Source organism: Viridibacillus arenosi, from assembly GCF_001955655.1.
GTDB lineage: Bacteria > Bacillota > Bacilli > Bacillales_A > Planococcaceae > Viridibacillus > Viridibacillus arenosi.
Map to the genome: position 1 here is coordinate 25030 of NZ_MSPW01000004.1, position 15201 is coordinate 40230.

General features: G+C 36.6%; 16 protein-coding genes. 14 read left to right on the forward strand and 2 right to left on the reverse strand.

Going from position 1 to position 15201, the window contains the following annotated elements; genetic code table 11:
* Position 1: 1 nt before the first annotated feature.
* Genes BK137_RS08945 through BK137_RS08965 form a run of 5 tightly spaced genes read left to right on the forward strand, consistent with a single transcriptional unit; the run spans position 2 to position 2951 of the window.
* On the forward strand, positions 2–340 hold the full coding sequence (locus BK137_RS08945) for a Na(+)/H(+) antiporter subunit C (protein WP_038180795.1): 339 nt from the start codon (positions 2–4) through the stop codon (positions 338–340).
* Positions 333–1814: a Na+/H+ antiporter subunit D gene (locus BK137_RS08950; protein WP_038180792.1), complete on the forward strand. Its 1482-nt coding sequence runs from the start codon at positions 333–335 to the stop codon at positions 1812–1814. The genes BK137_RS08945 and BK137_RS08950 overlap by 8 nt, the downstream gene beginning before the upstream one ends.
* A gap of 21 nt (positions 1815–1835) precedes the next feature.
* Complete coding sequence (locus BK137_RS08955; RefSeq protein ID WP_038180789.1) at positions 1836–2318, forward strand: Na+/H+ antiporter subunit E; 483 nt, start codon at positions 1836–1838, stop codon at positions 2316–2318.
* Positions 2318–2602 (forward strand): Na(+)/H(+) antiporter subunit F1, encoded by a 285-nt coding sequence (locus BK137_RS08960; protein ID WP_038180787.1) that lies wholly within the window; start codon positions 2318–2320, stop codon positions 2600–2602. The genes BK137_RS08955 and BK137_RS08960 overlap by 1 nt, the downstream gene beginning before the upstream one ends.
* Positions 2580–2951, forward strand: coding sequence for a Na+/H+ antiporter subunit G (locus BK137_RS08965; protein WP_038180784.1), 372 nt, complete (start codon positions 2580–2582; stop codon positions 2949–2951). Before BK137_RS08960 ends, BK137_RS08965 begins: the two co-directional genes overlap by 23 nt.
* 118 nt (positions 2952–3069) lie before the next feature.
* Here BK137_RS08965 and BK137_RS08970 read toward each other — a convergent pair whose 3' ends face one another.
* Both BK137_RS08970 and BK137_RS08975 read right to left on the reverse strand, forming a co-directional pair.
* Positions 3070–3771, reverse strand: coding sequence for a response regulator transcription factor (locus BK137_RS08970; protein WP_038180952.1), 702 nt, complete (start codon positions 3769–3771; stop codon positions 3070–3072).
* A complete protein-coding gene (locus tag BK137_RS08975) occupies positions 3764–6475 on the reverse strand; it encodes a sensor histidine kinase (RefSeq protein WP_038180781.1) in 2712 nt (903 codons plus the stop codon). Before BK137_RS08975 ends, BK137_RS08970 begins: the two co-directional genes overlap by 8 nt.
* A 264-nt stretch (positions 6476–6739) precedes the next feature.
* Between BK137_RS08975 and kdpF the strand changes: the two genes are divergently transcribed.
* The 9 genes from kdpF to BK137_RS09020 all read left to right on the forward strand — a co-directional run bounded on the left by kdpF (position 6740) and on the right by BK137_RS09020 (position 15115).
* The gene (gene kdpF, locus BK137_RS22975) at positions 6740–6820 is read left to right on the forward strand and encodes a K(+)-transporting ATPase subunit F (RefSeq protein ID WP_076034203.1); all 81 of its coding nucleotides are present in this window, start codon (positions 6740–6742) and stop codon (positions 6818–6820) included.
* A gap of 23 nt (positions 6821–6843) precedes the next feature.
* Entirely contained in the window at positions 6844–8538 is a 1695-nt protein-coding gene (kdpA, locus tag BK137_RS08985; protein WP_038180778.1) for a potassium-transporting ATPase subunit KdpA, read from the forward strand.
* 15 nt (positions 8539–8553) lie between these two features.
* A complete protein-coding gene (kdpB, locus tag BK137_RS08990) occupies positions 8554–10620 on the forward strand; it encodes a potassium-transporting ATPase subunit KdpB (protein ID WP_038180775.1) in 2067 nt (688 codons plus the stop codon).
* 10 nt (positions 10621–10630) lie between these two features.
* Positions 10631–11269, forward strand: a complete 639-nt coding sequence (kdpC, locus tag BK137_RS08995) for a K(+)-transporting ATPase subunit C (protein WP_038180773.1) — start codon at positions 10631–10633, stop codon at positions 11267–11269.
* A 227-nt stretch (positions 11270–11496) separates the two neighbouring features.
* Entirely contained in the window at positions 11497–11919 is a 423-nt protein-coding gene (locus BK137_RS09000; protein WP_038180770.1) for a GNAT family N-acetyltransferase, read from the forward strand.
* A 213-nt stretch (positions 11920–12132) separates the two neighbouring features.
* The gene (locus tag BK137_RS09005; protein ID WP_038180768.1) at positions 12133–13569 is read left to right on the forward strand and encodes an ABC transporter permease; all 1437 of its coding nucleotides are present in this window, start codon (positions 12133–12135) and stop codon (positions 13567–13569) included.
* Positions 13570–13579: 10 nt separating this feature from the next.
* A complete protein-coding gene (locus BK137_RS09010) occupies positions 13580–14257 on the forward strand; it encodes an ABC transporter ATP-binding protein (protein WP_038180766.1) in 678 nt (225 codons plus the stop codon).
* Between the two features lie 142 nt (positions 14258–14399).
* Entirely contained in the window at positions 14400–14612 is a 213-nt protein-coding gene (locus BK137_RS09015; protein ID WP_038180763.1) for a hypothetical protein, read from the forward strand.
* A 221-nt stretch (positions 14613–14833) separates the two neighbouring features.
* Positions 14834–15115, forward strand: a complete 282-nt coding sequence (locus BK137_RS09020) for a hypothetical protein (protein ID WP_038180761.1) — start codon at positions 14834–14836, stop codon at positions 15113–15115.
* The last annotated feature ends 86 nt before the right edge of the window (positions 15116–15201 follow it).

Below are 15201 nucleotides of genomic sequence, written 5' to 3' on the forward strand. Positions count from 1 at the left end.
GATGGAAACATTAATGATTTTATTAATCGGTGTGCTAATTGCAGTCGCTACGTATTTAATCCTCTCGAAAAATTTGATCCGAGTGATTTTAGGAACTGCTGTATTATCGCATGCAGTCCATTTATTAATATTAACAATTGCCGGTGTTAAAAAGGGTAATGTACCGCTGTTGGAAGAAGCTGAAGCTCCGTATACAGATGCACTGCCACAGGCATTAATTTTAACAGCAATTGTTATTAGCTTTGCTGTGACAGCTTTTGTTTTGGTACTAGCTTATCGCACATATCAATCCAATGGAACAGATGACTTGGAAGGATTGCGGGGGCCAGAGAATGAATAACATTGTAGTAATTCCTTTAATTTTACCAATTATGCTTGGTATCGCACTCGTGTTTTTACGTCCATATGTGAAGACACAACGTGTGATTAGTCTGTTGACGATGGTAGCAATAGCTATTGTAAGTGTGATAATGCTTGGAAGAATTCAAGAGACGGGTATTATGCGACTTGATTTTGGTGGTTGGAAGCCACCGTTCGGTATTTTATTTGTTGCAGATTCTTTTGCTGTATTACTTGTATTAACAACGAGTATTGTGACAGCCATTTGTTTGCTTTATGCGTTTTCGTCTATTGGTGAGAAACGAGAAAACATGTTTTTTTATCCGTTCGTGTTATTACTAGTAGCGGGTGTAAATGGTTCCTTTTTAACAGGAGATATTTTTAATTTATTTGTTTGTTTTGAAGTGATGTTGTTGGCATCGTATGTACTTATTACGCTTGGTGGGGAAAAGGCACAGCTACGTGAATCATTAAAATATGTACTAATAAATGTATTGGCTTCTTGGTTTTTCTTAGTAGCACTTGCGTATTTATACGGCACATTAGGAACATTGAATATGGCGCATTTAGCAGAGCGAGTTGCTGAAGCTGGGCAAGACCCTATTTTGACGACAATAGCGTTACTTTTTCTAGTTGTCTTTGCATTAAAAGCTGGTCTACTGTTATTTTTCTGGTTGCCAGGTTCATATAGTGTGCCTCCTACTGCTGTGGCAGCTTTGTTTGGAGCTCTTCTAACAAAGGTTGGGATTTATGCCTTGTTCCGTATGTTCACACTTATTTTCATACATCAGCCGGAAGTGACGCATATGCTCATTAAAGGTATGGCAGCGGTGACGATCATTGCTGGTTGTTTAGGGGCTTTAGCGTATAAAGATATACGCCAAATTGTTGCGTATAATGTTGTGATTGCTGTGGGCTTTGTATTAATTGGACTTAGCGTTTCGACAGAAGCGGCTTTTGAAGGAGCCATTTATTATTTAATGCACGATATGATAGCGAAGGCTATGCTGTTCTTACTTGCTGGTACGATGATTTACTTAACTGGAGAAAAGCGCTTTGACAAGATGAGTGGTTTGATAAGAAATTACCCTGTTTTGGGTTGGATGTTCTTTGTTGTAATGGTATCACTTGCTGGGATTCCACCTCTTAGCGGATTTGTAGGCAAGGTACTTATTGGGCAAGGACTGATTGAGACAGGTTCATACGTATTATTAGCACTGGCATTTATATCAAGTGTTGTTGTGTTGTATTCATTATTACGTATCTTCTTAAATGCTATTTTTGGCGAAACAATTATAAGTATTGAAGATGAAACGCCTTTGCCGAAAAGAATGCTTACTCCAATTGTATTATTTGCAATTTGCACGATTGCACTTGGCTTTGGAGCAGAGGGGTTGTCCAGTTATGTAAGTGATGCGGCAAATACTTTAGCTAACCCATCAATTTATATTGATGCAGTGCTCGGCGGAAAATAAGAAGGAAAGAGGTGAGACGTGATGCCCGCACAGTTTTTATTGAATATATTTATCGCGGTGCTATGGATGTTATTGAAAGATGAAGATGCCCCGTATTTCTCTACATTTATGACGGGATTTGTTGTTGGAATCGGAATATTGTATTTGATGCATCGCTTTTTTGGAACTCAATTTTACTTAAAAAGATTGTTTGCACTCATTAAATTGCTGTTTCTTTTTATATGGGAACTGTTATTATCTAGCGAGCTTGTTTTAAAGCAGATTTGTAGTCCAAAGTTGAAGATAAAGCCTGGGATTTTCACATATAAAACAGCCTTAAATGGTGATTTGGAAATTACTACTCTTTCAATTTTATTAACGCTGACCCCTGGTTCGGTTGTGATGGAAATATCGCCAGAAGGAGACCTTTTCTACATTCATGCAATGGATTTGGAAAAGTCAAAGGCAGATGTACTACGCTCAATTGGTAACTTTGAGAAAGCAATTATGGAGGTGACACGCTAATGAAGGAGACGATATTACTCATTTCACTAACATTATTTGCATTGACGATTATGGTTGCGTTTTACAGAGTTTTACGTGGTCCTTCAATGCCAGATCGCGTAGTAGGTCTTGATATGATTGGTGTTAATTTGCTTTCGATGATAGCGATTATTTCAATTGTATTGAAGACGAAGGCATTTCTAGAGGTTATTTTGATTTTGGGAATTCTGTCGTTCATTGGGACGATTGCATTTTCAAAATATCTAGAGAGGGGCACTATAGTTGAACGTAAATCCGATCATTGAGTGGGTAGGTGTGTTATTGATTTTAGGTGGTAGTCTGATGAGTTTAATTAGCGCATTTGGTTTGCTTCGCTTGCCAGATGTGTATACTCGTTCACATGCAGCCACGAAGAGTTCAACATTAGCTGTACTACTATCGCTTCTTGGTGCGTTCTTATACTTTTGGGCGCATGAAGGCTATATAAGTGTTCGTTTAATACTTGGTATTGTATTTGTGTTTTTAACAGCTCCTGTAGCAGGACATTTGATTACTCGTGCTGCGTATCGTTCAGGTGTTGAGTTATCGGAGTCTTCGGATGATGATGAACTTGAGGATGTCTTGTTCCCTGAAGGGCGCAATAAGGGGAGTTAGGAATTGAGTTTTATAGGAAGCGAAAGGCTATCTGATTAAGTGGAATTGCTTAATTAGATAGCCTTTTTAATGTATTAGATGCTAGAGCTCTACCTATAGATTAAATGTTTTCTCTACATTATTCGTCCTCATAACGAAGCATTCGGTACCCGACACGTACATGAGTTTGAATATACTTTGGGTTTGCAGGATTCTCTTCAATTTTCTTGCGTAAAGTTGCCATGAAAACCCGCAAACTGGGTACATCAGATGGTAATACTTGTTGCCAAACTTCTTTCAATAGAAAATTGTGCGTCAATACTTTTCCAACATGTTTGGCCAATACGACCAATAATTTGTACTCAATTGGTGTAAGGTGAATTTCTTCTCCACGAATAAATACGGTGTTAGCTAAATAGTCAATTTTCAAATTACCATTAGTAAATATGGGAAGTTCCATATCTAGAAGACTGTCTTTTTTTACTCTCCTAAGAGCTACCCGAATTCGAGCAAGTAGTTCATCTACGCTAAATGGTTTCGTCACATAATCATCTGCCCCTGCATCGAGAGCGTGAATTTTATCATGCTCCTCACCACGTGCGCTGACAATAATAATTGGAGTTTGGGACCATCCACGAATTTTATTAATCACTTCAATGCCATCCATATCTGGTAGGCCAAGATCAAGAATAATTACATCTGGTGGCATTGAAAGTACCTTTTGCAATGCTGATTTACCATCAATAGCAATATCGTATTCATAGCCTTGCGTACTCAATGTCATTTTAATCAAATTTCCAATTGCTTTATCATCTTCTATAACAAGAATTCGGTTATTCATTGACATTGACAACTCCTTTTTGAAGTACAAAACTAAAAACGGTACCTTTTGGTTTATTGTCTGAAACAGTTAATTTACTATCGTGTACTCTTAGGATGGTTTGGCATAGTGCTAAGCCGAGCCCTAGACCCCTTCGGCTATCACTACGATAATTTTTCCCTATTGTAAAAGGTTCAAATAGTCGTGTTTTTAGAGCATCATCAATGCCAGGTCCATTATCGCTAATACTTATATGCACATAGTCTCCCTGCTCCTTTGCAGATAAGATAATCTCACTTCCTGCTGGAGTATATGTCAGTGCATTATCAATAATATTGATAATCACTTGAATGATAAGTCGTGCATCCATCACAGCAAATAACAAGTCTGGCTCGACATGACAATGAATTTGATGTGTATGTTCATTACGAACTACATGCATGAGCGCCTCTTGTATAATATCTTCAACAAGTTCAGGTCTCATCTCAATCGCAAGTTGCCCATCATCTAGCTTTGAAACGGCAAGCAAATTCTCTACCATTTGTACAAGCCATTTTGAGTTGCTGTAAATATCTTGGTATAGCTGTTTTTTTTGCATATCGTCAATTTGGCTGCTTTTGGTTAATAATATATCAGCATTACCTGAAATACTCGTAAGTGGCGTCCTTAAATCGTGGGAGATGGCACGTAAAAAGTTTGCTCGCATTTGCTCAAGTTCAGCTTCCCGTGTAACTTGCTCATTGGATTTCTGTAAATACCATTTATCAATGGCAAACGAAAAATCATTCATAATCGCATGCAGAATATGTCGTTCAAAGGCAGGTAGTGGTGTTTCTTTCGACAACATAATACCAATTACTCCTTTGACATCATCACCAGAAAGAACTGGTAAATAATAAGAACTTGCTCCAGGAAACGTATCAGTAGAAACACCAGCTACCTGCTTATTATTGGAAACCCATGTTACTACAGCACGCTCGTTTCGATTATTAAATAGATTTTCCAACTCTTTATTTTTTGAATTAGTCATCACATCGGTTGGGAAAAATGATGTTTTCATAATCTGTTGATTGTTTATCTCAAAAAACATCGCTGGCTTTTCGACAAGCTTTACAACTTGTGACATACCCTCTGTAACAATTTCTTGTAACGATTTTGCTTGTTGTAGCTTACGGTTAGTTTCAAGCAAAACCTCCATTCGGTAAGACTTTTGTACAGCACCGAGAGCTTGTTTTTTTACTTTCCTAGTCAAACTACTTGTGATTATCCCAGAGATGAACATGATGAAAAATGTCATAGGATAATCTCTGTTGTATGCTTCAAATGAGAACCTTGGTTCAGTGAATATAAAATTGAAAATAAGAACGGCCATCAATGAACTAATTATGCTAAATACCCAGCTTGTCGACCAAATGGCAAGTATTAACACGCCTAAAATGTATATTGTTATGATATTGGCTTCACTTACGCCTATTCGTGCAAAGAACAAACCAATTAAGGATGCCAAGCTAAAAACGAATAGCATTTTTAGTAAGTCATACCAATTGAATTTTAGTTGTGATCGTACATCTGGGAAACGTATTGATTCGTTTTCTTGGTCAGGTACTATATACATAGCTAAATTAGGCACAAATTCGTTGAGCCGATCTCCGATTTTTGAATTAGGTTTCCACCACTGTTTTTTTGTAGTTGTTCTACCGATAACGAGTTTTGTAACACCACTCATTTGAGCATAATTGGCTAGTGCTGCAGCAACATCATCTTCTTGTACAGTCACTATATGGCCTCCAAGTTGCTCCGTTAGTTTAATATGCTGCTGTAACCTTTCTAAATTAACCTCGTTTTCATCCTTCATTTCTTTGTTATGTACATAAAGTGCAGTGAATTTTCCGTGTAAGGCTTGAGCAAGTCTCGCTGCAGTTCGGATTACTTTCGCATTTGTAGGTGAACTACTGATACCTACTAAAATATGTTCCTCAATTTGAGAGGTATGGAACAGTGAACAGCTTTCCTGCGTTTTCTGATAATCAATTGTATCGGCAGTCCTGCGCAAAGCTATTTCGCGGAGTGCTATTAAGTTAGCTTTTTGAAAAAAATGTTGCATTGCTTTTTCAGCCTGTTGAGTGTGATAAATTTTGCCTTCTTTTAATCTTTGAATTAGATCATCAGGCTCAATATCTACGAGTTTTATTTGTGTAGCATTATCAATCAGATAATCTGGAATACGTTCATTTACTTTTACACCCGTAATTTCTTCAACCAAATCATGAAGACTCTCAATATGTTGGATATTAACAGTTGTATAAACATGAATTCCTTTTGCTAATAATTCTTGAACATCACCGAATCGTTTTAAATGGCGCATTGTTGGAACATTTGTATGCGCTAGTTCATCAACCAGTACAAGATCAGGTTTACATTCAAGCACTGCATCTATATCCAGTTCTTCAAATGACTTTCCTTTATAGTGAATCTTTTTGGTAGGAACCATCTCAAGTCCGTCGAGCAAAGCAGCTGTTTCTGGTCGGGGATGTGGTTCAACATAGCCAACAACTACATCCAAACCTAGCTTTTTTGCTTGATGGGCAGTATCGAGCATTGAATATGTTTTTCCTACTCCAGCAGCATACCCAAGAAATATCTTCAGGCTCCCCGATGCTTCTTTTGATTCCTGTCTTTTTACCTTAGCTAAAATAGCATCGGGATTAGGGCGCGTGTATTCCATCCATCTTCACCTCCTTCTTATTATAGCCCCAACTAGCATTAAGACAGTATTAAGATTGAATCTTAATACCATTTTAATACAATTAGCTCTTTTTCTAACACTACATTAATTTTAACTGCATTATGATTATCCATGAAATCAATAGAAGGAGTGATTGACTTGATGGATTTATATATGGTCATTGCATTAATCCTAAGTTTTGCTAGTCTCTATTCGCTAACGGCTTGGTGTTACAAGCAAGTAGACAATTAAGGGGGTCTCATTATGTGGGTTGTAATAGGTATCATTATTGTTTCATTGTTTGGTTATTTAGGTTATGCATTGCTCTATCCAGAAAACTATTAATAAACCTATAGGGGGAAATAAATATGTGGCAAATTGCCTTAGTGCTAGTCATTTATTTACCGCTTGTCATTGCAGCAGGTCATTATTTGTATCAAGTGACGATGCAGCAAAAGACATGGCTTGATCCGGTAATGAATCGCGTGGATAACATTATCTATAAATTTTGTGGAATCAAGCAAGTTGATATGACCGGTAAACAATATGTAATAGCGCTCATTCTATCAAACGCAATTATGGTATTCATCGGCTATTTCATATTACGGATTCAGTCGACTTTATTTCTTAATCCAAATGATATCGATAACATGGAATCCACGTTGTCATTCAATACGATTATTTCATTTATGACAAACACAAATTTGCAACACTATAGCGGAGAATCAGGGTTAAGCTATTTGGCTCAGATGCTTGTCATCACATTCATGATGTTCACATCGGCAGCGACAGGTTATGTTTCATGCATGGCATTCTGTCGTAGATTGGTAGCAAAATCGGATACAATCGGAAACTTCTTTGTGGATTTTGTACGTGTGATAACACGCTTATTAATACCTCTTTCATTTATAGTGGCGTTAATTTTAGTAGCCCAAGGTTCGCCACAAACTTTAAATGGTAACGAAACAGTTCAGACAATAGAAGGGAAAATGCAGGATATTGCACTTGGCCCTATTGCATCCCTTGAATCGATTAAACACATCGGTACAAATGGTGGTGGTTTTAACGGAGCCAATTCAACCACACCCTTTGAAAATCCAACAGTCATTTCAAACATTGTGGAAATGCTATCTATGATGTTATTGCCTGGTGCTTGTGTTGTGACATTCGGTTTAATGGTAGCAAATCGACGTAAGAAAACGCTATTTGGCAAACAAGGTTTGGTTATTTTTGCAGCTATGTGTATTCTTCTCCTCATCGGCTTAGTTACTTGTTACATAGCAGAAAGTGTAGGTAACCCCATAATTAATAATCTAGGTATCTCTCAAGATATAGGTAGTATGGAAGGAAAGGAAATGCGCTTTGGTATCCCCCAATCTGTGTTGTTTACAGTGGTAACGACGGCCTTTACGACAGGCTCAATAAATAATATGCATGATTCTTTAACGCCGCTTGGTGGTATGGTACCAATGTTTAATATGATGCTGAATGTCGTGTTTGGGGGTAAAGGTGTTGGATTAATGAACATGATGATGTATGTCATGTTAACTATTTTCATCGCGTGTTTAATGATCGGACGTACTCCACAATTTTTGGGCAAAAAAATCGAAGAGAAAGAAATGAAATTAATTGCACTATGCATTTTAATCCACCCGGCTCTTATATTGTTATTCTCAGCTCTTGCTGTAGCGACTACTGCTGGTATTGCAGGAATTACAAATCCGGGAGCACATGGATTATCACAGGTTTTATATGAATATGCCTCATCCTCAGCAAATAATGGTTCAGGGTTTGAAGGTTTAGCTGATAACTCGCCATTTTGGAACATGACCACTGGCTTTGCTATGTTCTTTGGACGCTATCTATCTATCATTATTCAACTTGCCATTGCGTCGCTTCTAGCGAAAAAGTTATGGCACAGTGATTCGGTGGGGACATTGAAAACCGACAATCCGATGTTCACATTCTTGCTTATTGCTATTGTCTTGATGATTGGTGCATTGACCTTCCTGCCAGCCTTAGCATTAGGCCCGATTACAGAACATTTACAAATACGTTCTTAATGAGGAGAGACATAAATGGAAACCGTAACGAAAAAGAGTTTTATAAATCGTGATATTATGAAGAGTTCAATTTTAGGCGCATTCAAAAAATTAAATCCTTTATATATGATAAAAAATCCGGTTATGTTCGTAGTGGAAGTAGGTTTTGTTTTTGTCGTTTTGTTAACCATTTTCCCGAATATGATGGGTGATGTCACTGAGGGATCAGCCCGTCTTTATAATGCGATAGTAGCTTTCATCTTGTTTATTACAATCTTATTTGCGAATTTCGCTGAATCCATTGCAGAAGGGCGTGGAAAAGCGCAAGTTCAGTCACTTAAGAAAACAAAAACAGTGACAGAGGCTTGCGTTTTACTTGCTGATGGAACGCAGGTCAAAAAACAAGCCGATGAACTTAAGAAAGGTGATATTGTCTTAGTTCAGGCAGGAGAAGTTATCCCAAATGACGGGGAAGTAATTGATGGAATTGCAACAGTTGATGAATCGGCAATCACTGGCGAGTCAGCACCTGTTGTGAAAGAACGAGGTGGAGACTTTTCATCTGTTACAGGTGGAACGACAGTGACGAGTGATTGGCTGGAAATTGAAATCACCTCACTGCCTGGGGAATCTTTTTTAGATAAAATGATTGCTCTTATTGAAGGGGCTAGTCGAAAAAAAACACCGAATGAAATTGCCCTAAATACGTTATTAGTCAGTTTAACGATTATCTTTTTACTGGTTGTTGTTACGCTTTATCCTATGACTACTTATCTACAAGTGCATATTCCAATCGCCACACTTGTTGCTTTGATCGTCTGTTTAATCCCAACAACAATTGGAGGATTGTTATCGGCAATTGGAATCGCAGGAATGGATCGTGTAACACAGTTCAATGTGATTGCTATGTCAGGTAAAGCTGTGGAATCATGCGGTGACGTGGATACATTGATTTTAGATAAAACAGGTACTATCACTTATGGAAATCGTTTTGCTTCCGAATTTTTACCTATCCAAGGTGTTGGGAAAAAAGAATTAATACGTGCGGCATGGTTAAGTTCATTGACAGATGATACGCCTGAAGGGAAATCTATTTTAGCTCTTGCAAGTCAATTAGATGTGGATAGTACTGATGAAAGAAAGGTCATTGATACGAGCGAACATATTGCATTTTCAGCATATACTCGCATGAGTGGTCTAGATATGAAGGATGGAACGAAAATACGTAAAGGTGCGTATGATTCGATAAAAAATAAGAGTGTAAATGCTGGTTATGAAGTACCGAAGGATCTAGAAAGTCTAGTTCATCAAGTATCATCTTTAGGTGGTACACCATTAGTAGTAATGAAGAATGAAAAGATTCTTGGCGTTATATATCTCAAAGATATCGTAAAGCCTGGTTTAAAAGAGCGTTTTGAAAAACTTCGTTCAATGGGGATTAAAACCATCATGTGTACAGGTGACAATCCACTCACTGCAGCTACAATAGCAAAAGAATCTGGAGTGGATAGCTTTATTGCTGAAAGCAAACCTGAAGATAAAATCAAGGTGATTAAAGATGAACAATCTCAAGGGAAAATTGTCGCTATGACAGGTGATGGCACGAACGATGCACCCGCTTTGGCACAAGCGAATGTGGGGTTAGCTATGAACTCGGGAACGAATGCTGCGAAAGAAGCAGCAAATATGGTTGATCTAGATTCTAATCCTACGAAAATTATTGAAGTTGTAGAAATAGGGAAGCAATTACTCATGACTAGAGGTGCATTAACGACGTTCAGTATTGCAAATGACGTAGCAAAATATTTCGCTATTATACCCGCTATGTTAATGGTTGCAGTTCCGGAAATGAGTGCTCTAAATATTATGCAGTTAAATTCACCAACAAGTGCAATCATTTCAGCACTAATCTTTAACGCGGTTATTATACCTCTCTTAATCCCAATAGCAATGAGGGGAGTGAAGTATGAGCCAATGAGTGCCTCGAAATTATTAAGAAGAAACTTGCTAGTATATGGGCTAGGAGGTATTATCGCACCCTTTATAGGTATTAAACTAATCGATTTAATGAGCGGACCAATATTGAATTTAATGGGTTTATAGGAGGGATAACATGAAAGCATTTTTTAGCAATTCTAAACAAGCGCTGAAGGTTACATTATTAATGTTTGTATTGTGTGGCTTACTTTATCCATTCGCTGTCACTGGGATGGCACAAGTGTTATTCAATCATGAGGCAAACGGGAGTTTAATTGAGATGGATGGCAAAATGATAGGCTCGGATAAATTGGGGCAGGCTTTTACTTCACCTGAATTTTTCTGGGGGCGTGTTTCAGCCATCAATTACAATGTTTATACGAAAGAAGATCTTGTACCCAATGCTAAGGGGGAGACAAATTATAATGGCGTCAGTTCAGGTACCTTTAACTATGCACCGTCTAATCCTGAGCTAAAAAAACGAATGGAAGCAGATATTGAAACATTTCTAAAAGCGAACCCAGGGGTACAACGTGAACAAATTCCAGCTGATTTAGTTACGGCATCTGGATCGGGACTTGACCCACATATCAGTGTAGAGTCTGCAAAAATCCAAATAAAACGTATAGCACAAGCAAGCAGTCTCTCTGAAGACGAAGTGAATGACATTGTAAAAGCAAATACTGATAGTCGCACATTTAATGTTTTTGGAGAGGATAAAGTTAACGTCCTTAGCGCAAATTTAGATATTTATAAAAAAATGAAGGGAAAATAATTAGGAAATAATAATTGTGATAAATAGGATGAAATAGCCATTTAGTTTCCGTGGTTTATCGGCGCTCGATGGCTAATTCTTTTGTAGTTGATTTTGTTATTAAGAAATTGAAATAAATTCTATACAGATAAAACCTTAATAAAATGGCATTTTCATAAGTATTTTAAGCAGGTATTTGCCGGTCTATCAAGAACAAGTATATGAAAGCGAAAAAGGAGGAATTGTATATGGAGATTCAAATTATTAAAGAAAAAAATAAAAGTAGTCACGATTACATAAATGACCAGCTATATAAATATAATTTGGCTCACTTCCCAGTAGATTTAAGAGGCAGGTATCAAGAGATTAGTATTTTTCTTAAAGATGAACACGGCAACGTTCGAGGTGGCATTATAGGTCAAGTGTGTTGGAATTGGTTAGAAATACATTCATTAATCGTTGATGAAGATTTACGTGAATATGGATATGGTACAAAACTTCTATTAGAAATAGAAAAGATTGCAATAGAAACAAAATGTGATTTTATCAAAGTAGATACACTAAGTTTTCAGGCATTAGGCTTTTATGAAAAGCATGGCTATGAGGTATTTGGTAGCATTGATAATGTTGGCAGAGACTATCAGCATTACTATTTGAAAAAGGAATTATAAAAAATACAAAAGAGCTGTCCCAAAGTAGGTTTTTATCGACTTTGGGACAGCTCTTTTATAGTTAAACATATTTTATCTCGTTTGGTAAAACCATAAATTATAATATTATCTTCTCCACATAAACTTCCTCATATCTATTGATAGACTCCTAGATAACTTCATACTAGCTCCAGACAAGTGCTATATATTTTAGATATCAAGGAGGTTATGGAAATGAATTTTATTAAACGAGCATTTTTAAGTGTAAGAGCAAGAAAGGGGAAATCCCTTATCCTATTTACTGTATTTTTAGTCGTTGCTAATTTAACCTTAGCAGGATTCGCCATGCAAAATGTCACAGAGACAGCGAGTGATCTTGCTAGAAAAAAGTTGGGCGTTGACGTAACGCTAGGATTAGACCAAAAAAAGGTTCAAAAACATATAGAAAAACAGTATGAAGAAAATCCAAATGAGAAAATAAATCTTCCGGAAATTTCTACAGAGGAAGCAGATAAGTTAGCTAAATCACCCTATGTAAAAAATTTCAACTATATAAAAGAAGCTTATGGTTTAGCGGATGGCTTTACTCCCATTGAGGTTGATGAAAATGAAAATGAAGGCTCGGTTGGTTTCGTTGGTGGAGGCCAAAATAATAGAGAAATGCCAAATATATCATTGGTCGGCGTGAGAAGCTCTGATTTATTGAAAGGATTTACAGAAGGAACGGAGAAAATCATTGAGGGGCGTACCATAACAGCAGAAGATAAAGGTAAGAAAGTAGCCTTGATTGAAAAACAGTTAGCTGAACAAAACAAGCTAAAGGTTGGTGATAAGGTGAAGATCAAAACAGACGATGGAAAATCGAAAATAAAGGTAGAAATAATAGGGATTTATGAAGCATCCGATACAACTGGCCAAAACATGCCAATAGCGTTCTTGAAGCCATCTAACAAAATATATGTTTCGTGCGAATCGTTAAAAGAATTTTCTGGAAATAAGAATATGAAGGGCACACCCATTGATAAAGCCATTTATTACTTAAATGATCCAGATCATATCGATGCTTTTAAAGCACTGGGGAAGAAAACAAACATTGATTTTGACCTATTTAAACTAGATGCTCATGATGCCTTATATAAAAAAATGATCGGCCCTATTGAAAACATGGCAACCACTTCAAAATGGATTGTATATATGGTTTCAATCACTGGAACAATTATTCTTGGTCTTATCATAATGTTGACTATAAAAGAACGTCGGAAGGAGTTAGGTATCTTACTGGCGATTGGTGAGAAGAAAGGGAAATTAATAGGTCAACTCTTAGTAGAAGTATTATGTATAGCTGTTTTAGCATTTAGCCTTTCTATATTTACAGGTGGGGCAGTTTCTCAAAAAATGGGAGACAGTTTATTACAGAAAGAAATTACGGCTTCTGAAGAGCAAGAAAATAATCCAGGGGAACAAGGAAAAGCGGTTATGATTACGAGTGCGATGGATGGTGATCTAGGTAAAGATGTAGATCCTATTGATAATATTGATGTAAGTGTAACATCACAAGATATTTTGAATTTAGGTGGGTTCGGTCTATTAATCGCAATTTTAGCAACACTTCTTCCGGCATTATCGATTCTTCGATTGAATCCAAAAGAAATTTTATTAAAAGACGAATAGAGGGATAGACATGGATACTATATTACAATTCAAAAATCTGAATTATCACTATCACAGCAATAATAAAAAAATCAATATATTAGATAACGTAAACTTCTCGTTTCAAACGGGCTGCTTATATACCATTTTAGGACCATCAGGATCGGGGAAAACAACTACCCTTAGTTTAGCAAGTGGATTAGATGTTCCAAGAGGTGGTTATGTATTATACAACGGAAGAGATATACGGAAGATAGGTCTAGATACTTATCGAAACAAACATGTTTCGATTATCTTTCAATCTTATAATCTTATAACGTATATGACTGCTCTTCAAAATGTAGTCACCGCGATGGAGATTACAGGGGTCGATGTAAAAGACAAAAAAGAAAGAGCACTTGAGTTATTAAGTAAGGTAGGATTAACAGAAGTAGAAGCAAAAAGAAAAGTATTACAGCTTAGCGGTGGTCAGCAACAGCGTGTAGCGATTGCTCGCGCACTATCTTGTAACGTAGATTTATTAATTGCTGATGAACCAACTGGAAATCTAGATCAAGAAACTTCTATGGAAATTATCGACCTATTTAAAGAACTTGCTCATAAAGAAAATAAATGTATCATTGTCGTTACTCATTCCCAAGAAGTGACCAAGCAATCAGATAAAGCGTTGTATCTAGAAAAAAGAAATTTAGTACTTAGACAATTATAGGGAAAACGAGTATTAAAGCTAAAAAATATGTCGGTAACGCTGTGAAAAAAGAAATAAAACCATGCAAACTAGTATAGTTCTAATTAGATAAAATCTAGAAATACAGTGGTGAAACTCATAAGAAAGGGGTGAGAGAGATACGATGAAAATTGTGGCTTCTATTGGTCTAGTGACAATCGGTATTTTAATTGGTACGTATTTAAATCTTTTAAATTTAGGCTATAACACAGAATCGGGTCCAAAAGAAACAGATTCGTATCAAGATAGTAGAATGCCAAATGCACCAAATCCAGAAGTGATGCCCCCTTCTAACCAAGATAAGCATGAGAGTGGTAGAACAGGATCACCTAGTTGAGTTTCAGAAGATAGAAAGAATAATGGGATAGCTTCAAGATAGACTCAGAAGGCAAAGGTCCTCAACGAATGAGGATCAAATAATAGGTGTGTTGCCTTCCAAATAAAAACAGCTTGTGGATTTAAAATCCCGCAAGTTGTTTTTATTTGGAATATTTTAAGGTAGAATGAAATGAAAAAGAACATTTTTATTCACGAAAAGGTTAGAGAGGAGTAAATCTATTGGAACTAAGTGGCTGGATTTTTATGACGATTGCCGTATTCTATTTTCCACTCTTTGTATGGCTTTCTTTCACATATATTGAATCTACAAAAGAACCTAAAAGAAGACCAATATATTATGGATTTTTGCTTTCTTTTTGTATTTTTAACATTTTGAATAATACTCTCCTTAAATTAAATAGTTCATACGGCTTATCAATTATTGCAAGTTTTATAGTCTTGTTTAGTGTATTTATGTTGTTAGCTGTCATGAGGGACAAAAAAGTTATTGAAGAGTATTGAGGTTGTTAGAATATAAGTTGTTCAAAGGTTAAATGTAGTTAACAATTTTACATAGAAAAATCCATTTTGAATTATCTCTTTCAAAA

Excerpts from the sequence above, each read along its gene's own strand:
- BK137_RS08945 (WP_038180795.1), top strand. The coding sequence starts at position 2 with ATGGAAACATTAATGATTTTATTAATCGGTGTGCTAATTGCAGTCGCT.
- BK137_RS08950 (WP_038180792.1), top strand. The coding sequence starts at position 333 with ATGAATAACATTGTAGTAATTCCTTTAATTTTACCAATTATGCTTGGT.
- BK137_RS08955 (WP_038180789.1), top strand. The coding sequence starts at position 1,836 with ATGCCCGCACAGTTTTTATTGAATATATTTATCGCGGTGCTATGGATG.
- BK137_RS08960 (WP_038180787.1), top strand. The coding sequence starts at position 2,318 with ATGAAGGAGACGATATTACTCATTTCACTAACATTATTTGCATTGACG.
- BK137_RS08970 (WP_038180952.1), bottom strand. The coding sequence starts at position 3,771 with ATGAATAACCGAATTCTTGTTATAGAAGATGATAAAGCAATTGGAAAT.
- BK137_RS08975 (WP_038180781.1), bottom strand. The coding sequence starts at position 6,475 with ATGGAATACACGCGCCCTAATCCCGATGCTATTTTAGCTAAGGTAAAA.
- kdpF (WP_076034203.1), top strand. The coding sequence starts at position 6,740 with ATGTGGGTTGTAATAGGTATCATTATTGTTTCATTGTTTGGTTATTTA.
- kdpA (WP_038180778.1), top strand. The coding sequence starts at position 6,844 with ATGTGGCAAATTGCCTTAGTGCTAGTCATTTATTTACCGCTTGTCATT.
- kdpB (WP_038180775.1), top strand. The coding sequence starts at position 8,554 with ATGGAAACCGTAACGAAAAAGAGTTTTATAAATCGTGATATTATGAAG.
- kdpC (WP_038180773.1), top strand. The coding sequence starts at position 10,631 with ATGAAAGCATTTTTTAGCAATTCTAAACAAGCGCTGAAGGTTACATTA.
- BK137_RS09000 (WP_038180770.1), top strand. The coding sequence starts at position 11,497 with ATGGAGATTCAAATTATTAAAGAAAAAAATAAAAGTAGTCACGATTAC.
- BK137_RS09005 (WP_038180768.1), top strand. The coding sequence starts at position 12,133 with ATGAATTTTATTAAACGAGCATTTTTAAGTGTAAGAGCAAGAAAGGGG.
- BK137_RS09010 (WP_038180766.1), top strand. The coding sequence starts at position 13,580 with ATGGATACTATATTACAATTCAAAAATCTGAATTATCACTATCACAGC.
- BK137_RS09015 (WP_038180763.1), top strand. The coding sequence starts at position 14,400 with ATGAAAATTGTGGCTTCTATTGGTCTAGTGACAATCGGTATTTTAATT.